We start from the raw sequence: 24488 nt of genomic DNA, 5'->3' as shown, positions 1-24488 counted from the left end.
TAGGTAGGAAAGTGGGCGCGAGCTTATCCATGATGAGCTCGCTTTCCGGAAAGTATTTCCTGCCGCACAGACTAAGTCAAATAAGAATTTCAATCGTGCGGGGTGATTAGCAGGGATTCAAGGCTTATCCGCAACGCATGCGTGGCACATTTATGCTTTTGGCATTGCCAACAGCGCTTTTAGACTGGCCAGCCGCTCCTTGGGCGACAGTACTTCCGTTTCCTTGGGCGGGGCGTCGCCCACGTCCAGCGCCATCTCCTTGATGAAGCGCGATGGCTCGCAGTGCACCAGTTCGCCGGCGCGCTTGCGCTTCTTGCACCAGGTCAGGCGCAGGGTGCGCTGGGCGCGCGTGATCCCCACGTACATCAGGCGCCGCTCTTCCTGGATGCGGGCGGCGATGACTTCCACCGGCGCGTCCGGGTCGCCCTTGTGCGGCAGAATGCCCTCTTCCACGCCGACCAGGAACACGTGCGGGTATTCCAGGCCCTTGGACGCGTGCAGGGTCGACATGCGCACGGCATCCTGTTCCTCGTCCTGGCCTTCGAGCATCGACATCAGGGCCACCATCTGGGTCAGCTCGAGCAGGTTCTTCTCTTCGCCGTCGCGGTCGCGCCCGCCGCGGCCGCGTTCCTTCAGCCAGTTGGTGAACTCGAGCACGTTCTGCCACTTGCCCTGGGCCGCGCGGTCGTCGAAGCTTTCATACAGGTAGTGCTCGTAGTTCATCTCCTTCATCATGTCATCGAGCACTTCGGCGGCATTGTCGCCGCTGCCCGACGGGCCTGGACGGGTGGCGCGGTCTTCCAGCTCCAGCAGGAAGCGGCAGAAGTCGCGCAGTGGCGCCAGCTGGCGCTCGGCCAGCTTGGCTTCCAGGCCGTTCTTGCGCGCCGCCTCGAACAGCGAGCAGTTCCATTGCTTGGAGAATTCGCCCAGCGTCTCGAGCGTGGCCATGCCGACCCCGCGCTTCGGCGTCGTCACGGCGCGGATGAAGGCCGGGTCGTCGTCCTGGTTCGCAATCAGGCGCAGGTAGGCGATGATGTCCTTGATCTCCGCCTTGTCGAAAAAGCTCTGGCCGCCCGACATGGTGTAGGGGATGCGCTCCTTGCGCAGGGCCTGCTCGATCACGCGTGCCTGGTGGTTGCCGCGGTACAGGATGGCGTAGTCGGTCCACTTGTTCTTGCGCTGGAAGTGGTCGGCCGAGATCATGATCGCCACCTGCTCCGCTTCCGTCTCGTCGCTCTGCATGCCGAACACCTCGATCGGCTCGCCCAAGCCGTGCTCGGACCACAGCGACTTCTCGAACAGCTTCGGATTGTTGCCGATGACGGCGTTGGCCGCCTGCAGGATGCGGGTGGTCGAGCGGTAGTTCTGTTCCAGCTTGATGACGCGCAGGTCGGGGAAGTCGGTCTGCAGGGTCTTCAGGTTTTCGACGGAGGCGCCGCGCCAGGCGTAGATCGCCTGGTCGTCGTCGCCCACGGCGGTGAACATCGGTTTCTTGCCGATGCCCGTCACCAGCAGCTTCACCAGTTCGTACTGGCAGGTGTTGGTGTCCTGGTATTCGTCCATCAGAAGATAGCGCAGGCGGCGCTGCCAGCGGTCGCGGATCGACTCGTTGTTGCGGAACAGCTCCACCGGCAGGCGGATCAGGTCATCGAAGTCGACCGCCTGGTAGGCCTGCAAGGTAGCCAGGTAGCTGCGGTAGACGCGCGCGGACATGGCTTCGTCTTCATCCTTGGCGTTGCGGATCGCGTCTTCCGGGTCGACCAGGCCGTTCTTCCACAGCGAGATCGCATTCTGGATGCGGCGGATTTCCTGCTTGTCGGTGGTCAGCGCCAGGTCGGACACGACGGTATAGCAGTCGTCGCTGTCCATGATCGAGAACTTGTCCTTCAGGCCGACGCCGGCCGCTTCCTGGCGCAGGATTTTCACGCCCAGCGAGTGAAAAGTGGAGACGGTGAGCTGCTTGGCCTGTTTCGGCTGCTTGAGCAGCTTGCCGATGCGCTCCTGCATCTCGAGGGCGGCCTTGTTGGTGAAGGTCAGCGCCGCGATCGTGCGCGGATCGTAGCCGCAATGCTCGATCATGTAGGCGATCTTCTGGGTAATGACGCGCGTCTTGCCCGAGCCGGCGCCGGCCAGCACCAGGCAGGGGCCGTCGAGATAAAGCACGGCTTCGCTCTGCGGCCCGTTGAGGCCGAATTTTGGTGCGTTGGACATGGGAAAGATTTTTGCAGGATGGACCGGTATTGTAAGGCTGAGTCCGGCCTCGCGCCAAAAACCGATCTGTTCCTTGGTCTGTTTGCAACAGCCCTAGCTCAGCAGCGCAACTGCCTTGACCTGGGCCCAGACCGGGCTGCCTGGGCCGATCGCCAGCTCGCGCCGCGAGCGTTCCGAAATCCGCGCCAGCAGCAGCACCTCGCCCACCCGCATCTGCACCAGCACGTGGCCGGGCGTCCCGGTGGCCGCCGTCGCCGTCACCACGGCGGGGAGCAGGTTGACGATGCTGGTGCGCTGCGGCCGCTCCAGTGCGAGGCTGACGTCGCGCGCATGGATCCGGCAGCGCAGCCGGGCGCCGAGGGCTTCGCGCCGGCGCCCGACCGACAGCGCGCCGCCCGCGAACTGCAGGCGCGACATGTCGTCTTCTTCGTGCCCGGCCAGCACGGTGTCGAGCACCACGCCGGTATCGTCGGCAAAGGCGGCCGGCAGGTCCATGCGCGCCAGGATCTCGCCCAGCGGCCCGCTGGCGACGGCCCGGCCGGCTTCGAGCAGCACCAGGTGGTCGGCCAGGCGCGCCACCTCGTCCGGCGCGTGGCTGACGTAGATGATGGGGATCGACAGCTCGTCGTGCATGCGTTCCAGGTAGGGCAGGATCTCCTGGCGGCGCTGCAAGTCGAGCGCGGCGAGCGGCTCGTCCATCAGCAGCAGGCGCGGCGAGCACAAGAGGGCGCGGGCGATCGCCACCCGCTGCCGCTCCCCACCCGACAGGCTGGCCGGGCGCCGCTCCAGCAGCGCGCCGATGCCGAGCATCTCGACCACTGGCCCAAGGGCGAACTTGCGTTCTGCCGGCTGCACCCGCTTCATTCCGAATTCGAGGTTGGCGCGCACGTTCATATGGGGGAACAGGCCGGCGTCCTGGAACACGACGCCCAGCGCGCGCCGGTGAGGCGGCACGAACAGCCCGCGCGCGTCGTCCTGCCACACCTCGCCGCCCAGGGCCACGTAACCGCCGGGCGCGCGCTCCAGGCCGGCGATGGCGCGCAGGCAGGTGGTCTTGCCCGAGCCCGAGTGGCCGAACAGCGCGCTTACGCCGCGTCCCGGCAGCTCCAGGTCGACGTCGAGCGTGAAGCCATTGCGCGCGATGCAAACGCGGGCGCGGATGCCGTTCATGCCCGCACCACCTTGCGCGAGGGCGGGCTGAAGGTGTACAGCGCCAGCAGCACCAGGAAGCTGAACACCAGCATGCCGCCGGCCAGCCAGTGTGCCTGCGCATACTCCATCGCCTCGACGTGGTCGTAGATCTGCACCGACACCAGGCGCGTCTTGTCCGGGATGTTCCCGCCGATCATGAGGACGATCCCGAATTCGCCGACGGTGTGCGCGAAACCGAGGATGGCGCCCGACAGAAAGCCCGGGCGCGCGAGCGGCACCGCGATCGACCAGAAGCGGTCCCAGGGACCGGCGCGCAGGGTCGCCGCCGCTTCCAGCAACTGCTCGCCGATGGCTTCAAAAGCGTTCTGCAACGGCTGCACGACAAACGGCAGCGAATAGAACAGCGAGCCGACCACCAGCCCGGGGAAGCTGAAGGGCAAGGTCCCCAGGCCGAGCGCTTGCGTCACCTGTCCAACCGGTCCGTTCGGCCCCATCGCCACCAGCAGGTAGAAGCCGAGGACCGTGGGCGGGAGCACCAGCGGCAGCGCCACCACGGCCCCGACCACGCCCTTCAGGCGCGAGCGCGTGCGCGCCAGCCACCAGGCGACCGGCGTGCCGATCACCAGAAGCAGCGCGGTCACGATCGACGCCAGCTTCAGGGTCAGCCAGACGGCTGCAAGGTCCGCTCCCGCCATTCGCGCTTACAGCTCGTAGCCATAGGCGCGGATGATGCCGCGCGCCTTGTCCGACTTGAGGTAGCTCGCCAGCGCCGTGGCTGCGGGATTGGCGCGGCCTTTGGCCAGCACCAGCGCATCCTGGCGGATCGGCGCGTGCAGATTGGCCGGCACGATCCAGCCCGAGCCGGAGGCGATCCTGCCGTTCACGGTCACCTGGGACAGGGCGATGAAGCCGAGTTGCGCATTGCCGGTGCTGACGAACTGCTGGGTTTGCGCGATGTTCTCGCCCTGCACCAGCTTCGGCTCCACGGCGTCGTAGCGCTTCAGGTTCTTCAGCACCGCCACGGCGGCCGCGCCATACGGGGCGGTTTTCGGATTGGCGATGGCGAGGTGCTGGAAGTCGCCCGTTTTCAGGACATCGCCACGGGCGTCGACGTAGCCCGGCTCGGCCGACCACAGGACCAGCCTGCCGATGGCGTAGGTGAAGCGGGTGCCGGGGACCGCCCGGCCCTCCTGCTCCAGCCTGGCCGGCGTTTCATCGTCGGCCGCGAGCAGGAATTCGAAAGGGGCGCCATTGCTGATCTGCGCGTAGAACTTGCCGGTCGCGCCGAAGGACAGCACGGCCTTGTGGCCGGTGTCCTTCTCGAATTCCGCAGCCAGCTTTTGCATGGGGCCAGTGAAATTGGAGGCGACGGCGACGTGGACTTCCCCGGCCCAGGCAGCCGGAATGCCCATCAAGGCGATGGCGAGGCAGGCAAGTCGTTTCATTCGGTTTGTCTCCTGAGCGGCAGGCTGGCGGCCGGGTGGTGTGTAATATACGCGAGTATAAACGGGGCGGATCACCCCGGCTGCCCGGGTCAGCCGGCACGGCGACGCCGCGCCGCGCAATCGGGTACCATCCCACCCTTGCGGCGCAGCGCGCCGACGCTATTTTGGACAGGCACCATGAAATTTGAACATCTCATCCAGATCAACGATCCGCTCAATCCGCTGATCGACACCATCTCGGTCGAACAACTGTGGCGCGGGCTGGTGCTGCGCGCGGAAAACCCGACCCTGTTCGTGCCGCACCTGGACGAATGCACCATCGGCGAGCGCTCGAGCGGCAGCTTCCAGCGCCGCCTGCGCTACGGCGACCTGGTGATCGACGACGTCGTCCACCTGACGCCGCTGAAGGAAGTGCGCTACGAAGTGCCGGCCCAGGGCGAGATCGCCGCCTCCACCCTGAGCATGCGGATCGAGGCGCCGGGCGAAGCCGTGCTGCTGGTGCGCTTCTGCTACGACGACGGCCAGGGCGAGCACAGCGACCCGGCCAACGAAATGTACGACGACTTCAAGCGCTCGGCCTACCAGGAAGCCGACATCGACACCGTGCGCATCCTGCGCCAGCTGGCCGGCGAGGGCAAGCTGGACGCCAGCTACCTGAATTAAGTTTCGTTAATCTTTTCCGCGCCGAGTTAAGCGCAGCTGATCTTACGTGCCCGGCTCGGTATCGGCCGGGTCGATCTCGCTCTCGCCCCGCGTCAGGCACTGCGCCAGGTCGCGCAGCGCGGTGCGCACGCCCTCCTCGATGACAGGATGGTAGAAGGGCATCTCCAGCATCTGGTCCACCGTCATGCGCATCTGGCAGGCCCAGGACAGCGTGTGCGCCAGGTGCTCGGCGCGCGGCGCGATCATCTCGGCGCCCAGGAAGCGGCGCGAACCGAATTCCGCATACACCCGCAGCATCCCCTTGTTCTGCAACATCACGCGGCTGCGGCCCTGGTTGGCGAAGGAGACCGAGCCAACCGCGAACTTGCGGTGGCCGCCCTCGCACAGGCTGCGGTAGCTGGCGCCCAGGGTGGCGATATTCGGTTCGGTAAAGGCGACCCCGATCGCGGTGCGGCGCAGGCCCGGACGCACGTCCGGATAACGGCCCGCGTTGTCGCCGGCGATCTTGCCGTGGTCGGCCGCGTCGTGCAGCAGCGGGCGCTCGTTGTTGGCGTCGCCCGCGATGAAGATGTGGCTGGTCCCGCACTGCATGGTGCGGGTATCGAAAAGCGGGATGCCGTCGGGCCCGCGCTCCAGGCCCGTGTGTTCGAGACCGATGTTGTGCACGTTGGGCGTGCGGCCGGCCGCCATCAGCACATATTGGAAGCGCTCGGTTTTCTCGTCGCCGAGCGCGTCGCTGACGGTCAGCGCGACCTCATCGCCTTCTTGCACCGCCCCCACCACCCTCGACTGGAACTGGATATCGAGTTCCTCGCTCAGCACGCGGTTGGCATTACGTAGCACCTCCGGGTCGCTCAGCTGCGCGATGCTGCCGCCGCGCGCGAACAGTTTCACGCGCACACCCAGGCGGTGCAGGGCCTGGCCCAGCTCCAGGCCGATCACGCCGGTGCCGATCACGGCGACCGACTTCGGCAAGTCGTCCCAGTAGAACACGTCGTCGGAGGTCACGATGCCGGGGCCGACGTTCTCCAGCGCGGGCAGGCGCAGCGGCGTGGAGCCGGTGGCGATCACGACGCGCGCGGCCGTGATCTCGGTGTGGTCGTTGACCAGGAGCGTATGCGGGCCGGTGAAGCGCGCATGGCCGCGCAGGCGGTCTTCTTCGGGAAAGGATTCGACGCTTTCCAGCACGAAGCCCACAAAACGGTCGCGCTCCTTGCGCACCCGTTCCATCACGGCGGGGCCGTCGATGCGCACTTCGCCCGCATGTACGCCGAACGGCGCGCTGTGCTGCATCGCGTGGGCGCTTTCCGCGGCGGCGATCAGGAGCTTGCTGGGCATGCAGCCGACCCGCGCGCAGGTGGTGCCGTAGTGGCTGCTTTCGATGACCACGGTGCGCGCACCCTGTGCCTTGGCGGCTCGGTAGGCCGTCATGCCGGCGGTGCCGGTGCCGATGATGGCGACATCCACGTCGAGTTTTTTCATCGCGTTCTCCTGCTTCCTTTGTCGGATAACCAAGACGATACGCGATTTTCCCGAACCCGGCAGGCAGCCCTATCGGATGTAGAAAGTATAGGTGGTCTGGATCAGGGCTTCTTCCGGGATTCCCTTCGGATGGGGATAGCGCCGCAGCGCTCGGTCGGCAACCTCGCCCACCACTTTCTCGAAGCCGCCGGTGACGGCCTTGCGCTTGCGGTCGCGCAGGCGGTCGACCGCGAAGTAGCCGATCAATTCGTACTCCTGCGAGCCGGTCTGCTGCAGCTCGAAGCGCGGCGTGGCGGGATAAAAGCGCAGCGATACGTCGCCGCCGATGGAGAAGCCGAGCGCCAGGTCGGGATAGCGCATTTCGGCCGAGATGGTCGACATCACGCCCGCCACATAGACACAGTAGGCCAGCCGCGTGGCTTGCCACTTGCCCATCTCCGCCACCAGGCGTTCCGGGTCGGCCGGCGCCTTGCCGTCGACCCCGCATTCGGACAGGTTGAAGCCGCGCCCGCGCCAGGCCCACCAGATGGCGGCGGCGGCATCCGGGCCGTTGGCCGGATCGGCGAAGCCGGCCGCCAGCCGTTCGGCGCCTTCCGGCTGGCCGCCCTCGGTAGCGCGCGCATACAGGGGAATGGCGCGCTGCCAGTCGCGCTTGACGCAGACGCCGTGTTCGTACATCGAACCGCCCATCAGCGCCACCTCGGCTTCGTTCTTCGCCAGCCCCTCCTTGAGCCGTTCGATGGCGCCGCTGCAGTCGCGGTTCTCGATGCGGCGCCGGATTTCCGCCACCGAGTATACGCCGTCGGTCGGCAGGGTCGCCAGCGCGGCCGGCGCCGCCAGCAGGCTTGCGAGAAGGACGGCCAGCCGGCCGTGGATGCCACTTTGATAGACCATCGCCACGCTCCTGGAAAAAGTCGAAGGTTTGCTCATTCGAGGGAGAACACGTACTTGACCGAGACCGAGGTATCGGCCGGGATGCCGGGCGGCTGCGGATAACGGCGCAAGGCGCGGTCGGCGACCTCGCGCATCATTTTCTCGAAGCCGCCGCGCGCCGGAATGGATTCGCGGTCACGCAGGACATCGCCGTCGATCACGCCATACAACTGGTAGGCGCCGGTCTCGCCTTTCTTGACTTCGATGCGCGCCAGCCCCGGGAGAAAGCGCAAGGTCACGTCGCCATGCAGGCCCCATGCCTGGGCTTGCGCCGGATACTTCACTTCCGCCGCGATGGTCCAGAGCACGCCGATGATGTAGTTGCAGATCGCCAGCCTGGAAGGGTCCCAGGTCTTGAGTTCGGCGACAAAGCGATCGGGATCCTGTTCCACTTCCTCCGGCACGGCGCAGGTCCCGCTACGCATGCCGCTGCGGCCGCGCAAGCTCCACCACAGCGCCGCCGCGGCATCCGGGCCGCGCGCCGGGTCGGCATAGCCGGCGGCCAGGCGCTCGGCGGCTTCCGGCAGGCCGCCCTGGTGCGCCTGGACGTAGAAGGTGACCGCATTGTCCCAGTTGGCCTTGACGCAGATGCCGTGCTCGTACATCGATCCGGCCAGCAGCGCGAGCTCGGGATGGCCGGCTTTCAGGCCCGCCTTGAGCTGCTCCACGGCCGCGCCGCAGTTGCGCGCTTCGATCCGGATGCGGACGTCGTGGACCGCCTCGAGCGCGGCGCGCGACGCGGCCTGCCCCTGCGCCAGGGGAAGGACAAGCAATGCAGGCAGCAGGCGGCGTGCGATCGGCAGGGGCAAGGCGGGCTCCGGAACGGTTGAGTCGCCACTCTAGCAAAAAACCGGGCGACGAAACTCACGGATGACCACAAGTTTAAATATCGAGCGGATCGACTTCGAGCGACCAGCGCACGCGTGACTTCATGGCGCGCAGGATCTCGACCCATTCGCGCAAGAATGCCTGCAGCGCGGGACGTGACGCGGATTCCACCAGCAACTGGGCGCGGTCGACGTTGTGCACGCGCGTCATCGTCATCGGAATCGGGTCGTTGATCATCACCCCGTCGCACACCAGGCTGTCGCGCGCCGCTTCCAGGAAGGCGATCGCGGTGGCCAGTTCGGGCGCCTCGGCGCGCAGCAGCGCCTGGTACATATAGGGCGGCAGGCCGGCCTGGCGGCGTTCCGTCAAGAGGCTGCCGGCGAAACGGTCGTAGTCGTGGCGCATCACGGCGCCGTACAGCGGGTGGCTGGCGTAGCGGGTCTGCACCAGCACCTCGGATGCCGCCCCGGCGCGGCCGGCGCGCCCCGCCACCTGCATCAGCTGGGCGAACAGGCGCTCGCTGGCGCGGTAGTCCTGCGAAAACAGCGCAGTGTCCGGGTTGAGGATGCCGACCAGGGTCAGCTTCTTGAAGTCGTGGCCCTTGGCGACCATCTGGGTGCCGACCAGGATGTCGACTTCGCCGCGGTGCACGGTATCAAACGCTTCCTGGGCGCTGCCCTTCAGGCGCGTCGAATCGGCATCGATGCGCAGGATGCGCGCCTCCGGGAACATCGCCTGCAGGCCCTCCTCGATGCGCTGGGTGCCGCGCCCTAAGGGCTGCAGGTCGACGTTGCCGCAGGTCGGGCAATGCCGCGGGATGCGCAGCTCCAGGCTGCAGTGGTGGCAGCGCAGCCGGTGCTCGGGGCGGTGCAGCACCATGAAGGCGGTGCAGCGCGTGCAGTTGCTGATCCAGCCGCAGGCGTCGCAGCAGATCACCGGGGCATAGCCGCGCCGGTTCAGGAACAGCAGCGACTGTTCGCCGCGGTCCAGGCGGCCGCGCAGGGCTGCGATCAGCGCGCCGGTGAGACCGTCCTTGGGCCGGTCGCGCTCCATGTCAACCAGCTTCACGGTCGGCAGCACGGCATCGCGCACGGCGCGCTCGCGCAGCTCCAGCTTGCGGTAGCGCCCCGATTGCGCGTGGTGCCAGGTCTCGAGCGAAGGTGTGGCCGAGCCGAGCACGATCGGGATCGCCAGCTGGTGTGCGCGCCACACCGCCAGGTCGCGCGCCGAGTAGCGCAGGCCTTCCTGCTGCTTGTACGAGGGGTCGTGCTCCTCGTCGATGATGATCAGCTTCAGATTGGGCAGCGAGGACAGGATCGCCAGCCGCGTGCCCAGCACGATGCGCGCGCGCCCCTCGTGGGCAGCCAGCCAGTGCAGCATGCGCTCGCCCTCGGACAGGCTGCTGTGCAGGGTGGCCAGCATCAAGCCGGGGAAGCGCGCGCGGATATTCCCTTCCAGCTGCGGGGTCAGGTTGATCTCGGGGACCAGGATCAGGATCTGGGCATCGGGCGCGCGCGCCAGCACCTGGGCGCAGGCCTGCAGATAGACCTCGGTCTTGCCGCTGCCGGTCACGCCGTACAGCAGGATCGGAGTAAAGCCCCGAGCGCCGCCGATGCCGTCCGCCGCCTCCTGCTGCGCCGGATTCAGTACCGGCATGCCGGAGGGCGTGGGATCGTGCGCCGTAGCGTCCTTTGCCAGTTTTTTGAGCGCCCGGTCCAGCGCCACGGTCTTCGGCACCCGCAGGTTCTTGGGCAGGCCGGGCAGCGCCACCTCGCCCAGCGGGCGCTGGTAGTAGTCGGCGGCGAACTGCGCCAGCGCGATCCAGCGCTCGGGCAGCGGCGACAACTGGCTGCGCACGGCGATCGCATCCTTGAGCTTGTCCAGCGGGACCTCGGTCTCTTCCTTGACGGCGACGATCAGGCCCACCACCTCGCGCCGCGCGAACGGCACCAGCACCAGCTGGCCGACCAGCGGCTCCTGTCCGGGCTCGCAGGTCCAGCGGTAGTCGAAGCAGCTGTTGAGCGGCGTATCGAGCGCAACCTGTAGGAAGCAGTGTGCCAAGTCCAACTTTCTAAAGTGAGGAAACTGAGAACAGTAAGCTGTGGAAAACTTTGTGAATAGCGCTGTACTTGACCGTGGTCGAGGTTTACGTTAGATCAACTCAGAACGCGCGATTCGCTGGGACAACAATAAAATCTTCAATAAATTCAATGGCTTGCAAACCATGAGTTATCCCTGTTAACAACCCGGGCTGGAATCGCCTTGCTGTGCATAACTGCACATGTGTAACGGGAAAACTCGTTGCGGTGCACCAGAAACTTCAGACCTTACTTGAAGAGTTGAGCTAAGTCCGCGTAAACGAAGCACTTTTCATAACTCATCAGTCGCAGTGTGGATAACTTTGTGAACAATGGACAGGAAGCCTGGACAATTTACCTCTTAAGGCCCAGCTCTACTGTGTAAATCCACAGTCCCACATGAAAAAAACGTTTAAGAATCATTGATTTACGTCTTTTCATGCTCGGCAAAGATGTCCACAGGAATAAATTTGGAGTTTTACGAACTTGTGAACAAGTGTGATTTTGCTGCGGCAACCCATGCCGCAGCAATGACCCGCGTTAGGCTGCGCGCTGCTTGCGGCTGAAGTTGTGCACCGCTTCGACCATCGCCGTGACGGACTCCGGCGGGGTGAACTGCGAAATGCCGTGGCCGAGGTTGAACACGTGGCCGTGACCTGCCGATGGTTTTCCGTAGGCCGTCAGGGAACGCTCGACTTCGGCTTGGATCTGCTCCGGCGCGGCGAACAGGATGGCCGGGTCGAGGTTGCCCTGCAGGGCCACGCGATCGCCCACCAGCGCGCGCGCCTTGCCCAGGTTGACGGTCCAGTCCAGGCCCAGCGCGTCGGCGCCGATGTCGGCCATCTCGTCCAGCCACAGGCCGCCGCCCTTGGTGAACACGATGGCGGGGATACGTACACCATCCTTCTCGCGCTGCAGCTGGCTCAGCACCTTGCGCATGTAGTCCAGCGAGAACTGCTGGTAGGCGCCGTCGGCCAGCGCGCCGCCCCAGGAATCGAAGATCATCACGGCCTGGGCGCCGGCATCGATCTGGGCGTTCAGGTACTGCGCCACCGCCTGCGCATTGGTGTCCAGGATGTGGTGCATCAGGTCGGGGCGCGCATACATCATCTTCTTGATGGTGTGGAATTCGCGCGAGCCGCCGCCTTCGACCATGTAGCAGGCCAGCGTCCACGGGCTGCCGGAGAAACCGATCAGGGGCACGCGGCCGTTGATCGCGGTGCGGATCTGGGTCACCGCCTTGAAGACGTAGTCGAGTGACGCCATATCCGGTACCTGCAGGGCGCGCACTTCCGCTTCCGTGCGCAGCGGACGCTCGAACTTCGGGCCTTCGCCGTCGGCGAAATACAGGCCCAGGCCCATCGCGTCCGGCACGGTCAGGATGTCCGAGAACAGGATCGACGCGTCCAGCGGGTAGCGGTCCAGCGGCTGCAGGGTGACTTCGGTGGCGAAATCCGGATTCTTTGCCAGGCCCAGGAAGGAACCGGCCTGCTGGCGCGTGGCGCGGTATTCCGGCAGGTAGCGGCCCGCCTGGCGCATCAGCCACACCGGGGTGTAGTCAGTCGGCTGGCGCAGCAGCGCACGCAGGAAGGTGTCGTTCTGAAGCGGGGCAAATTGTGGCATGGCTGACAATCGTAAAGATACGGGATTCGGAAGGAAAACCCCTATTATCGCATCCCCCGGCCCCCACTTATAATGCGTTTCTTGTCCTATTGAGAGAACCTGTCATGAGCAAACAGCAAGCCCCTTGCGGTACCTGGACGTCCCCGATTACGGCGTCCGTCGTCGCGGCCGGCGCCACGCCGCTGGCTTCGCTCATGCTCGACGGCGCCGCCGTGTACTGGCTGGAAGGCCGGGCCAGCGAAGCGGGACGTTCGACCCTGGTCTCGACCCATGGCGAACTGACGCCGGCGCCCTTCAACGTGCGCAGCAAGGTGCATGAATACGGCGGCGGGGCCTATGTCGTCGACGGCGGCGCGGCCTGGTTCTCCAACCACGCCGACAGCCGTCTTTACCGCGTCGAAGCCGGCGCCCAGCCGGTGCCGGTCACGCTCGAGGACAACCAGCAGCGCTACGCCGACTTCGTGGTCGACGCGCCGCGCCGGCGCCTGGTAGCGGTACGCGAAGACCATTCCGCCGGCGGCCACTACCCCGTGAACACGATTGCCGCCATCGGTTTCGACGGCGTTGAGACCGTGCTCGTGGACGGCAATGACTTCTACGCGGCGCCGCGCATCTCCCCCGATGGGCGCCAGCTGGCCTGGCTGTGCTGGGACCATCCGCGCATGCCCTGGGAGGGCAGCGAGCTGTGGCTGGCCGACATCCTGGATGACGGCACGCTGGCCAACGGGCGGCTGGTGGCGGGCGGGCCGCAGGAATCGGTCTGCCAGCCGGAGTGGTCCCCGGGCGGCGTGCTGCACTTCGTGTCCGACCGCAGCGGCTGGTGGAATTTGTACCGCTTCGAACATGGCGTCGTGCAGGCGCTGTGCCCGCGCGAAGCGGAATTCGGCGGCCCGCTGTGGACCTTCGGCGGCTCGCTGTACGGTTTCGCATCAAACGACGAGATCGTGTGCGCCTACATCGAGGGCGGCGTCAGCAAGTTGGCGCGCCTGCGCGGCGGCGAGCTGACAGAGATCGCGACGCCCTACGAGGAAATCCGCGAGCTGCGCGTGAACGCGCACACGGTGGCGCTGCTGGGCGGCGCGCCGACGGTGGCGCTCGAACTGGCGCGCATCGACATCGACGGCGGCCAGCATCAGGTGTTGACCCGCTCGATTGCGCAGCTGCCTCCTGTCGGCTATCTGTCGGTGCCGCGCGCGATCAGCTACCCGAGCGCGAACGGCCGCACGGCATACGCCTTCCACTATCCACCGACCAATGCGGACTTCGCACCGCGCGACGGCGAACTGCCGCCCCTGATCGTGATCGGCCATGGCGGCCCGACCGGCATGGCGGCCAGCACCCTGAAGCTGGCCACCCAGTTCTGGACCAGCCGCGGCTTCGCGGTGCTGGACGTGAACTACGGCGGCAGCACCGGCTTCGGCCGCGCCTACCGCGACCTGCTCAAGGGCCAGTGGGGCGTGGTCGACGTCGAGGACTGCGTGGCCGGCGCCCGCTTCCTGGCCGCTCAAGGCCTGGCCGATCCCGAGCGCCTGCTGGTGCGCGGGAGCAGCGCCGGCGGCCTGACCACCTTGTGCGCCCTCGCCTTCCACGACGTGTTCAAGGCCGGCGCCTGCTACTACGGCGTGTCCGACCTGGCAGGACTCGATGCGGACTCGCACAAGTTCGAATCGCACTACAACCAGTACCTGATCGCCCCACCCGAGCGCGCCGAACAGGTCTACCGCGAGCGCTCGCCGATCCACCACACCGACAAGCTGACACGCCCGATGATCTTCTTCCAGGGCCTGGACGACATGGTGGTGCCGCCGCAGCAGTCCGAGACCATGGTCGAAGCTCTGCGTGCACGCAAGGTACCGGTGGCCTACATCACCCTGGAAGGCGAAGGCCATGGCTTCCGCAAGGCCGAGAGCGTGGTGAAGACGCTGGAAGCGGAGCTGGCCTTCTACCTGCGCGTCTTCGGCATTCCGGTGCCCGCCGGGCTGCCGGCGGTGGAGATCGAGAACCTGCCGGCTGCATGAATTTCAATGAACTGAACGCGGGAGAGCAGGCGATCCTGTCCCTGCTGGCCATGGCTGGCGAACCGATGGGGCGCCAGCGCATCCTCGAACACCTGATGGCCGCCGGCCTGCCGCTGCCGGAGGGGCAGTGGGCGGCCGAACTGGAACGCCTGCGGGGCCTCGCGCTGGTAACCGATGTCGTCGGGCGCGGCTTTGCGATCGCGCCGGCCGCCGTCTGGCCGGCCCTGGCACATGCGCTGGACACGGAACTGTTCCGCGCGCTGCAAGGCGCTTACGAGCGGGTCACGCCGCTGCGCCGCGACTGGCAGGGCACGCCGATCCTGCGCAGCTACCGCCAGGGGCTGGCGCTGCTGCGCATGGCCTTGCTCTCCGGTGAGAACGCCACGGTCGTGATGCCGCTGCTGGATGCCTGCCTGCGCTGCCACGAAGCGGCCTACCTGCATCCGCTGGTCGAGGTCTGCGCGCGCCCGTTCGCGCTGGCGCTCATCGACCGCATCCATCCCTACCTGCGCGACAGCGTGCTGGCCGAGCTGGTCAGCCATGCGCAGCGCGAACCGGCGCTGGCGCCCGCCATCCGCGCGGCGGCCGAAACCCATGCGGCCAAAGGAGACATTTCAGTCAGCCTTCGTATCGCGCTGGCCGAACACTTCATCCTGTGCGGTCGTCTGGACGAGGCCCTGGCCCTGCTGGCCGAAGTGGCCGACGCCCCTGGGATGTTCCTGCGCAGCGTGATCGCCCTGCTGCGCGACGATCTGGACACCGCCCTGCCCGACATCGAGAAATCGCTCAAGGCATTGCGCCGCGAGACCGGCAAGCGCAAGGCCATTTTCGACGGGATTGGCGCCCACCTTTATCTCGCCGCCCTCTTGCGCAGCAACCAGCCGGCGCAGCTGAAGCTGGCGGACGCCTGGCTCGACATCGCCACCCGCGCGGTGCAGCGCCCCGAGACCGCCGTGGTCTTCCAGCTCAGCATGCTGCAGGAAATCCGGCGCGGCACCGTGGACGCCGAGGTGCTGGCGTCGCGTAACTGGGAGATGGCGCTCGAGCCCTTCACCTTCCGCGCGCTGATGCACCACTGGCTCGGCCTACCGCAACTGCTGGGCAAGCGCCAGGACATCGAGGACATGCTGGCGCAATCCGAGCGCGCCGGCTTCGACCTGCTGTCGGCGCAGCTGGCCGCCCTGCTGGGCCATGTCGGCGGCCCGGGCGCGGTCGCGCATGAAGGACGCGCGAGTGAACTGCGCGGGAAGCACCGCTTCACCGACCTGAGCCACTGGTTCGAGCGCGAAGAACCGTGGGAACGCCAGCTCAACGCCCTGATCAACCTGCAGCCGGCGCTGAATGCCGAGGTGGTGCGCGAATCGCGCCTGGTGTGGATGATCCGCTACGACGAGCACATGGGCGTGCGCGAATTGGAGCCGCGCGAGCAGAAGCGCGACGCGCAAGGCGGCTGGAGCCGCGGCCGCGCCATCGGCCTGAAACGCCTGGCCGAGGACGCCCAGGAGCTCGACTTCCTCAGCGCCCAGGATGTGCAGGCCGTATCGAGCATTGCTGGCCGCCGCTACTACGGCAGCACCGGGATCCGCTTCGAATTCGAGCTGGACAAGGCCATCGCCGCGCTGGTCGGCCACCCGCTGCTGTTCTGGATGGATTCCCCCGGCACCCGGGTCGAGCTGCTGCCGGGCGAACCCGAGCTGCACGTGAAGGCGCGCGGCGCCAAGGTGACGATCTCGCTGCATCCCGCGCCCGGCGAACAGGACGGCGACGTGATCGTCACGCGCGAGACCCCGACCCGCCTGCGCCTGGTGCGCGTGGGCGAGGAGCACCGCCGCATCGCCGCCATCGTCGGCGAAGGCCTGGAAGTGCCGGTGGAAGCCGAGCGCCGCGTGCTGCGCGCGATCAGCGCGATCTCTTCGATCGTCACGGTGCAGTCGGACATCGGCGCCAGCCCGGGCGACATCGAACAGGTGGCAAGCGATCCGCGCCTGCACCTGCACCTGCGTCCCTATCAGCAGGGCATGAGCATGCAGGTGCTGGTGCGCCCGCTCGACAATGGCGCCTATTACTCGCCCGGCGCCGGCGCGGAAAGCGTGATCGCCGATGTGAACGGCGTGCGCACCGAAGCCAAACGCGACCTGAATGCGGAACGCGAGGCCGAGCGCCAGCTGGTGGGCGCCTGCCATGCGCTCGAATATGGAGAACTGGAACACGGCGAATGGCTGCTGGGCCAGCCCCTGCAATGCCTGGAGCTGGTGGACGAGCTGCGCGGCCTCGACCCGGCCAAGGTGGTGGTGGCCTGGCCGGAAGGAGAAAAATTCCGCGTATCGAAGCGCGCGAATGCGAAATTGGTGCGCATCCAGATCCGGCGCGACCGCGACTGGTTCGCGGCAAACGGCGACATCGTGGTCGACGAGCAGCGCGTGATGGACTTGCGCACGCTGCTCGAGCGCGTACGCGAAGGGAAGAGCCGCTTCGTCGCGCTGGGCGACAACGAATACCTGGCCCTCAGCGACGAACTGCACCGCCGCCTGATGGAGCTGGCCGACTACGGAACGATGCATGGCGACGAGCTGCGCATGCATCCGCTGGCCAGCTTCTCGCTGGCGGAGCTGGCGCGCGAGGCAGGAGAAGTAAGTACCGACGACGCCTGGCGCAAGCACCTGAAGCGCATCGCCGACAGCGAGGCGTTCACGCCGGCGCTACCTTCCACCCTGCAGGCCGAACTGCGCGACTACCAGCGCGAAGGCTTCGAATGGCTGGGACGCCTGGCCCACTGGGGCGTCGGCGCCTGCCTGGCCGACGACATGGGCCTGGGCAAGACCCTGCAGGCCCTGGCCCTGCTGCTCACCCGCGCGCCTGACGGCCCGGCGCTGGTGGTGGCGCCGACCTCGGTGTGCCTGAACTGGATCGCCGAAGCGCAGCGCTTCGCACCGACCCTGAACCTGAAACTGTTCGGCCCCGGCGACCGTGCCAGCCTGCTGGAAGAAGCCGGCCCCTTCGACGTGGTGGTGGCGAGCTACGGCCTGCTGCAGCAGGAAGCGCCGCTGTTCGCGAAAAAGCCCTGGCACAGCATCGTGCTGGACGAGGCCCAGGCCATCAAGAACATGCACACCAAGCGCTCGCAGGCCGTGATGTCGCTGCAGGGAGGCTTCCGCATGGCGGCCACCGGCACGCCGCTGGAAAACCACCTGGGCGAGCTGTGGAACCTGTTCAGGTTTATCAACCCGGGCCTGCTGGGCAGCGCCGACCAGTTCCAGCTGCGCTTCGCCGGCCCGATCGAAAAGGCCCAGGACAAGCGCGCCGAGGCGGGCGCCCGTGCGCGCCTGCGCAGGCTCACCCAGCCTTTCATCCTGCGCCGCACCAAGGCCCAGGTGCTCACCGAACTGCCGCCGCGCACCGAGATCGTGGTGCCGGTCGAACTGACCCAGGAAGAGACCGCGCTGTACGAGTCGCTGCGCCGCGACGCGCTGGACAAGCTGGCCTCGCTGGAAGCGCCGGAAAGCCAGAAGTCGATCGAGATCCTGGCCGAGATGATGCGGCTGCGCCGCGCCGTCTGCAATCCGGAACTGGTGGCGCCCGGCGCCGGCATCGCCAGTAGCAAGCTGATCGCGTTTGCGCGCCTGGTCGACGATCTGCTGGAGAACCGCCACAAGGTGTTGGTGTTCAGCCAATTCGTCGACCACCTGAGCCTGATCCGCAAGTACCTGGACGGCAAGCAGATCCCCTACCAGTACCTCGACGGCGCCACGCCGATGCAGGAACGCAAACGCCGCGTGGATGCCTTCCAGGCCGGCGAGGGCGAACTGTTCCTCATCAGCCTGAAAGCCGGCGGAGTGGGCATCAACCTGACGGCGGCCGACTACGTGATCCACATGGACCCGTGGTGGAATCCGGCGGTGGAAGACCAGGCCTCGGACCGCGCCCACCGCATGGGCCAGCAGCGGCCGGTGACCATCTACCGCCTGGTCGCGCGCGGCACCATCGAGGAAGGCATCGTCGACCTGCACCACCGCAAGCGCGACCTGGCCGACAGCCTGCTGGAGGGCACCGAGATGGCGGCGCGCATGTCGCCGGGCGACATGCTGGCGATGCTCAAGCAGGGACTGAGCCTGTCCTGAACTTGATTCCGGCACGGGCTCCGTGTGATGATGCCGCTTTATTGATGAGATAACACACATGGAACTGGACAAAGCGGCAAGGCCGGCGCAAGCCCATGTCATCGGCGTCAAATCCTGGCTGGCCTATGCCGGTGTCCTTGCGCTGGCGGTGCTGCTGTTCTTCGTCGCGCTGCCGCTGGCCTTCCACTGGAACGAGATGGCCGCCGCCGCGGTGCTGGGAGTGTCGGCCGTGATCGTCGTATATAAGTTCCTGCAGGTGCGCAGCGTGCAGCTGTACTACGACGACGTCGGCGTCTGGGTCTACTCCGGCGTCCTGCCGTGGAAGAAGGGCGTGGCGGGCGTGAAGTGGCGCGACATGGACGAAGCCAGCTACGTCAACGGTTTCGTGAGCTGGGTGACGCGCTCGTACACGGTGCGCATCGGCCACCGCTTCACCCGCGACAGCGAGATCGTCCTGCACCATATCGCGAGTGGCCGCCGGGCCGTCGAAACGCTCAATGCGCTGCACCAGCAGATGATCCGCTCCGGCGCCGTCGATTAAGGACGGGCTAAGTGTCGGATTGTTTCAGCCGCCCGCAAGCGGACTGAATGGTGCTACTCTTCTCGGGCTCCGCCCTGCGCATGCCGCGCGCCGGGGCTCCGACCTTTTAATTTGCAGGGTTCGAACAGGATGATGAAAACGAAGATTGCGCTGGCCGTGCTGCTGGCGAGTTTCGCGCTGGCCCCCGCCAGCGCCAAGACCACCAAGCCCGCCAAGGGCAAGGCGAAAGCCGCAAAAGTAGTCAAATCGAAAACGAACAAGGCCAAGGCGCCGGTCAAGAAGGGCGCAAGCAAAGCGGCCGTCGCAGCTGCTGCCACCGCCGCCGTCGCCGTCGCCGCCCCGGTCGCAGCGGCCCCGGTCGCCAACGCGAACGAGAAACGCCTCGACCGCCGCCTCGATTCGATGAGCATGCAGTACCTGACCGCGCTGTGGCGCGTCGATCCGGAAGGCGGCATCTACGTCGGCAAGTTCGACCAGGCCGCCAACCTGACCATCCCGGACGCCGCCACCCGCGCCAAAAAGCTGGCCTTCGCCAACGAGTGGCTGGACAAGTTCAACAAACTCGATACGCGCCAGCTGTCGCCGCGCCAGCGTACCGACCTGGCCCTGCTGGTAAACAAGCTGGAGAAGGACCGCTGGAACCTCACCACCTGGCGCGAGTACGAGTGGAACCCGTCGCTGTACAACATCGCCCAGCCGCTCGACCTGATCCTGAATACCGAGTACGCCGCCAAGCCGCAGCGCCTGCGCACCCTCCTCAAGCGCCTGGCCGAGGTGCCGGCCTTCTACCAGGCCGCGCAGGCCTCGATCGTCAACCCGACCCGCGAACACACCCAGCTCGCGATCGCGCAGGCGCCGGGCACCATCGCGGTGCTGGCCGACCTGGGCAAGGCGGCGCAGGAATCGATCCTGAACGCGCAGGAAAAGGCGATCTTCGCGCAGCGCATCGCCAACGCCGGCAGCGCGGTGCTGGGCTATGTGGATTTCCTGGCGGCGCTCGATCAGAACGCCGCCAAACCGCGTCCTTTCCGCGCCGGGAAGGCGATGTACGAGCAGAAGTTCGCGCTCGAGATCCAATCCTCGAGCAGCGCCGAACAGACCTTCCGCAAGGCCCTGGCAACGCGTGAAGAGCTGCTCGCCCGCATGGACACGATCTCGGACGAGCTGTGGCCGCGCTACCTGACGGGCGTGAACAAGCCGCGCGACCGCTTCCAGAAGATCGGCATGATGATCAACAAGCTCTCCGAGCGCCACGTCGCACGCGAGAACTTCCTGCCCGAGATCCGCCGCCAGATCCCGGCCCTGCAGAAGTTCGTCACCGAGAAGAATCTGCTGACGCTGGACGCGGACAAGCCGCTGGAAGTGCGCGAAACCCCGATGTACCAGCGCGGCGTGGCCGGCGCCAGCATCGACGCGCCGGGTCCGTACCGTCCGAAGGACAAGACCTACTACAACGTCACTCCGCTCGACAGCCTCACCGCCGAACAGGCCGAGAGCAGCCTGCGCGAGTACAACGAGTGGATCCTGCAGATCCTGAACATCCACGAGGCGATTCCGGGCCACTACGCGCAGCTGGTGTACGCCAACCGTTCGCCGTCCCTGGTGAAGTCGCTGTTCGGTAACGGCGCGATGGTCGAGGGCTGGGCGGTGTACGGCGAGCGCATGATGCTGGAGAACGGCTACGGCGACAACGCGCCCGAGATGTGGCTGATGTACTCGAAGTGGAACCTGCGCAGCGTCACCAACACCATCCTCGACTACAGCGTCCACGTGCTGGGCATGGGGCAAAGCGAAGCGATCGACCTGCTGGTGCGCCAGGCCTTCCAGACGCGCCAGGAAGCCGACGAGAAGTGGCGCCGCGTGCAGCTCACCTCGGTGCAGCTGACCAGCTACTACAGCGGCTACGAGCAGATCATGGCCCTGCGCGAGCGCCGCAAGCAGCAGCTGGGAGATCGCTTCAACCTGAAGGAATTCCACGACCAGTTCCTCAGCTACGGCAATGCGCCGGTGAAGATGATTTCCGAGTTGATGGAGTAGAAACCGCTTTGATTTTGCACAGGAAACCACCTGTGCAAAAGCGCACAAGCAGCGTGCTCGCGCGCTCGCTTGTGCGCAATATCTCCGGGGCTAGAATGGGCATGCACTGCACATAATCACAAGACCGGAGACTTCGATGACTTCCCTTCCCGCACCCGCGTCCTGACGACGCAACCGGCCCACGCTTTCCTCTCGTTGTACCCGTTGCACCGATCCGCGTTTGCGCGACCGGCGTGGCCTCGTTACGCCCATGCGCGGGCGCATGCCCAGCACGACAACAAACAGAACGGAGACGCACCCATGGCATCCCTCTTCAAACGGGCCGCAGCCGCGGCCTGCATGGCGCTGGCCATCCCGGCTTTCGCCCAACTCCAGGCCGGACCCGGCGCCTGGAGCGCGAACCAGACCTGGGCCACCGACACTACCAACGGCGGCGCCCTCACCGGCTACTACTACTGGCCGGCCACGGCGCCCGCCTTGGGCGGCAAGCGCGCGCTGGTGCTGGTGCTGCACGGCTGCGCCCAGACCGCGGCCAACGACGTGATCAACGGCAGCACGGATGGCGGCTACAACTGGAAGGCGGCGGCCGACCAGTATGGCGCCGTGATCCTCGCGCCCAACGCCACCGGCAACCTGTACAGCGCGCATTGCTGGGACTGGGCCGCTACCAACCGCAGCCGCAGCTATGGGCACAACGCCGTGCTGCTGGACCTGGTCAACCGCTTCGTCAGCAACCCGCAGTATGCGATCGATCCGAAGCAGATCTACGTCACCGGCCTGTCCTCGGGCGGCGCCAAGACCATGGTGATGGGCTGCGTGGCGCCCGACATCTTCGCCGGCATCGGCATCAATGCCGGCCCGGCGCCGACGGTGTCGACCTCGCAGATCTCCACCGTCCCTTCCGGCACCACCTCGAGCAGCGTGGCCAGCAGCTGCACAAGCTGGGCGGGCAGCAATGCCAGCCATTTCACCACCCAAGTCGCGAGCGTCATCTGGGGCACCAACGACTACACGGTGGCGCAGGCCTATGGCCCGCTCGACGCCGCGGCCATGCGCCAGGTCTACGGCGGCACTTACACAAAAGGCGCCACCACGACGGTGGCCACCGGCGGCAGCAACGTACCCTACCTGGACGCCAACGGCAAGCTGCGGACCTCGGAAATCACGGTCACCGGCATGGGCCACGCCTGGCCGGCCGGAACTGGTGGCCAGAACAGCAATTACGTCGACGCGACCAAGGTCAACTACCCGGCCTTCGTGATGGATTTCTGGTTCAAGAATAACCTGCGCGTCACACGCGCGGCGGCGCCGGCGATGACTTCGTGCAGCGCCAGCGTCTCCGGTTCGACCGTGACCGTCAACGGCGCGGCGACCGATGCGGCAGGCGCCATCAGCAGCTACCGCGTGGTGCTCAGCGGCCCAACGCCAGTGGACGACACTGCGGCCGGCAGCGGCGCCAGCTTCAGCAAGGCCTACGCGGCACGCGCCGACGGCTATTACACCGGCACAGTCACGGCGACCAACAACGCCACCGGCCTGACGTCGAACGCCTGCACTATCCCGCAATTCCTGGTCGGCACCGCCCCTGCCCTGCAAGCGCCGGCCGGCCTGGCCGTCGGCGCGCGCACCGCGAACAGCATCGCCCTGAGCTGGAACGCGTCGAACGGCGCTACCGGCTACAACGTCTACCGCAACGGCGCCAAAGTCACCGGCACGCCGCTGGCGGGCACGGGCTACACCGACGGCGGCCTGGCGGCGTCGACCAGCTACACCTACCAGGTGACGGCGACCGGGAGCGGCGGCGTCGAGAGCGCGAAGTCGGCAAGCGTGACGGGCACGACGACTTCAGGCTTCGTGTGCACGGCCACCACCGCCAGCAACTACGCGCACGTGACGGCGGGACGGGCGCACGACAGCGGCGGGTATGCGCTGGCCAACGGGTCGAACCAGAACATGGGGCTGAACAATACCTTCTACAGCGCGACGCTGGCCCAGACCTCGGCAGGCTACTACGTCATCGGCAACTGCCCATAAAGCAGCGAGCCCTCATGCGCAGGGCGACATGAGGGCTCGGGCAGGAAAAAAGATCGTGTTACGCGTGCTCTTCGGGGGCACGCGTCATGCGCGCGAACATCGGCGCCACGATCAGGCCCAGCTCGTAGAGCAGGCACATCGGGATGGCCAGCGCCAGCTGGCTGACCACGTCCGGTGGCGTGACGATGGCGGCGATCACGAAAGCGCCCACGATCACATAGGAGCGGATCGACTTCAGCTTCTCGATGCTGACGATCCCCATGCGCACCAGGATCACGACCACCACCGGCACTTCGAAGGTGGCGCCGAAGGCCAGGCACATCGACATGACGAAGTCGAGGTAGTTCTCGATATCGGGCGTGACGGCGATCGAGGTCGGGGCGAACTCGCCGATGAAGTGGAACACGCGCCCGAACACGAAGAAGTAGCAGAAGGCCACGCCGCCGATGAACAGCAGCGAGGACGAGATCACCAGCGGCAGCACCAGGCGCTTCTCGTGCGCGTACAGGCCGGGCGCAACGAAGGCCCACAACTGGTAGAACACCCAGGGTAGCGACAGGATGAAGGCCAGCAGCAGGGTGACCTTCATCGGCACCAGGAAGGGCGAGACGACGCCGGTGGCGATCATCTTGGCGCCGGGTGGGAGCGACGCGATCATCGGGGCGGCCAGCAGGTCGTAGACGTGCGAGGGGCCCGGCCAGATGAACAGGGCCGCGCAGGCGATGGCAATCCCGATCGACGCCTTGACCAGGCGGTCACGCAGTTCGACGAGGTGGGAGATGAAGGTTTCTTCGCCTGCGGCTTCTTCGGTCATTTAGAAAAACGAACTCTTGGATTTGCTGGAGCCTGGGCGGAACTTGCGCACGCGCGCGGCGCCCGACAGCACATGGGTCTTGCCACCGTTGCGGTGCTTGTACCAGCTTGGGACGGCGGAGGTACGCACCAGCTTCTTGCGGCGGAAGTCGCGCGCCTTGCGCTCGATGTCGGTGGTGCTGACGAAAGACGGCGTGGAGGGGGACGAGGATACGTGTTCCCGGCCGTCCCACAGCGCCTCGACTTCGTCGACGTGGCTGGACATCGAGCTTTCGACATCGGACTTGAACGATTGCGCGCTCTCGTGCACTTCCTTGTGCAGGTTGCGCAGCTCGTCGAGTTCGATCTCGCGGCTGACTTCGGACTTGACGTCGTGCAGGTAGCGCTGGGCGCGCCCGTACAGGGTGCCCGCCATGCGCGCCACCTTCGGCAGTTTTTCAGGGCCGATCACGATCAGCGCGACAACGCCGATGATCGCCAGTTTCGACAGTCCGAGATCGATCATGCCCGGA

General features: G+C 66.5%; 17 protein-coding genes. 6 read left to right on the top strand and 11 right to left on the bottom strand.

The genetic code is table 11. The annotated features are described in order from the left end of the window. Positions 1–150: 150 nt before the first annotated feature. The 4 genes from GV068_RS16085 to modA form a co-directional block, all read right to left on the bottom strand. A complete protein-coding gene (locus GV068_RS16085; RefSeq protein ID WP_159699860.1) occupies positions 151–2211 on the bottom strand; it encodes a UvrD-helicase domain-containing protein in 2061 nt (686 codons plus the stop codon). 93 nt (positions 2212–2304) lie between these two features. Continuing rightward, positions 2305–3381 (bottom strand): molybdenum ABC transporter ATP-binding protein, encoded by a 1077-nt coding sequence (gene modC / locus GV068_RS16080; protein ID WP_159699857.1) that lies wholly within the window; start codon positions 3379–3381, stop codon positions 2305–2307. Then, on the bottom strand, positions 3378–4058 hold the full coding sequence (gene modB, locus GV068_RS16075) for a molybdate ABC transporter permease subunit (RefSeq protein WP_159699854.1): 681 nt from the start codon (positions 4056–4058) through the stop codon (positions 3378–3380). Before modB ends, modC begins: the two co-directional genes overlap by 4 nt. Positions 4059–4064: 6 nt before the next feature. Continuing rightward, positions 4065–4808: a molybdate ABC transporter substrate-binding protein gene (gene modA / locus GV068_RS16070; RefSeq protein WP_159699851.1), complete on the bottom strand. Its 744-nt coding sequence runs from the start codon at positions 4806–4808 to the stop codon at positions 4065–4067. Positions 4809–4985: 177 nt separating this feature from the next. Between modA and GV068_RS16065 the strand changes: the two genes are divergently transcribed. Continuing rightward, complete coding sequence (locus GV068_RS16065) at positions 4986–5471, top strand: SRPBCC family protein (protein WP_159699848.1); 486 nt, start codon at positions 4986–4988, stop codon at positions 5469–5471. Positions 5472–5513: 42 nt separating this feature from the next. Here GV068_RS16065 and GV068_RS16060 read toward each other — a convergent pair whose 3' ends face one another. The 5 genes from GV068_RS16060 to hemE all read right to left on the bottom strand — a co-directional run bounded on the left by GV068_RS16060 (position 5514) and on the right by hemE (position 12415). Then, the gene (locus GV068_RS16060) at positions 5514–6953 is read right to left on the bottom strand and encodes a dihydrolipoyl dehydrogenase (protein WP_159699845.1); all 1440 of its coding nucleotides are present in this window, start codon (positions 6951–6953) and stop codon (positions 5514–5516) included. Between the two features lie 69 nt (positions 6954–7022). Beyond that, entirely contained in the window at positions 7023–7847 is an 825-nt protein-coding gene (locus tag GV068_RS16055) for a hypothetical protein (protein WP_159699842.1), read from the bottom strand. 32 nt (positions 7848–7879) lie between these two features. Beyond that, a complete protein-coding gene (locus tag GV068_RS16050) occupies positions 7880–8695 on the bottom strand; it encodes a hypothetical protein (RefSeq protein WP_159699839.1) in 816 nt (271 codons plus the stop codon). Between the two features lie 73 nt (positions 8696–8768). Then, positions 8769–10775: a primosomal protein N' gene (locus tag GV068_RS16045; RefSeq protein ID WP_159699836.1), complete on the bottom strand. Its 2007-nt coding sequence runs from the start codon at positions 10773–10775 to the stop codon at positions 8769–8771. Positions 10776–11332: 557 nt separating this feature from the next. Then, a complete protein-coding gene (gene hemE / locus GV068_RS16040) occupies positions 11333–12415 on the bottom strand; it encodes a uroporphyrinogen decarboxylase (RefSeq protein WP_159699833.1) in 1083 nt (360 codons plus the stop codon). Between the two features lie 104 nt (positions 12416–12519). Here hemE and GV068_RS16035 point away from each other — a divergent pair, with 104 nt between their 5' ends. The 5 genes from GV068_RS16035 to GV068_RS16015 all read left to right on the top strand — a co-directional run bounded on the left by GV068_RS16035 (position 12520) and on the right by GV068_RS16015 (position 23163). Beyond that, the gene (locus GV068_RS16035; protein WP_159699830.1) at positions 12520–14433 is read left to right on the top strand and encodes a S9 family peptidase; all 1914 of its coding nucleotides are present in this window, start codon (positions 12520–12522) and stop codon (positions 14431–14433) included. Next, positions 14430–18551 (top strand): DEAD/DEAH box helicase, encoded by a 4122-nt coding sequence (locus GV068_RS16030; RefSeq protein WP_159699827.1) that lies wholly within the window; start codon positions 14430–14432, stop codon positions 18549–18551. The genes GV068_RS16035 and GV068_RS16030 overlap by 4 nt, the downstream gene beginning before the upstream one ends. 58 nt (positions 18552–18609) lie before the next feature. Continuing rightward, entirely contained in the window at positions 18610–19092 is a 483-nt protein-coding gene (locus GV068_RS16025) for a hypothetical protein (protein ID WP_159699824.1), read from the top strand. A 129-nt stretch (positions 19093–19221) separates the two neighbouring features. Next, positions 19222–21129: a DUF885 domain-containing protein gene (locus tag GV068_RS16020; protein WP_159699821.1), complete on the top strand. Its 1908-nt coding sequence runs from the start codon at positions 19222–19224 to the stop codon at positions 21127–21129. A gap of 300 nt (positions 21130–21429) precedes the next feature. Further along, positions 21430–23163, top strand: coding sequence for a PHB depolymerase family esterase (locus tag GV068_RS16015; RefSeq protein ID WP_159699818.1), 1734 nt, complete (start codon positions 21430–21432; stop codon positions 23161–23163). Positions 23164–23221: 58 nt separating this feature from the next. Here GV068_RS16015 and tatC read toward each other — a convergent pair whose 3' ends face one another. Continuing rightward, the gene (gene tatC / locus GV068_RS16010; RefSeq protein ID WP_159699815.1) at positions 23222–23977 is read right to left on the bottom strand and encodes a twin-arginine translocase subunit TatC; all 756 of its coding nucleotides are present in this window, start codon (positions 23975–23977) and stop codon (positions 23222–23224) included. Then, complete coding sequence (gene tatB, locus GV068_RS16005; protein ID WP_159699812.1) at positions 23978–24481, bottom strand: Sec-independent protein translocase protein TatB; 504 nt, start codon at positions 24479–24481, stop codon at positions 23978–23980. Between the last annotated feature and the right edge of the window lie 7 nt (positions 24482–24488).

Origin of the sequence: Massilia sp. 9I, from assembly GCF_902506415.1 — a bacterium.
Classification (GTDB): Bacteria; Pseudomonadota; Gammaproteobacteria; order Burkholderiales; family Burkholderiaceae_D; genus Telluria.
The sequence above is the reverse complement of the archived record's forward strand: the minus strand, read 5'-3'. Positions and strand labels throughout refer to the sequence as shown.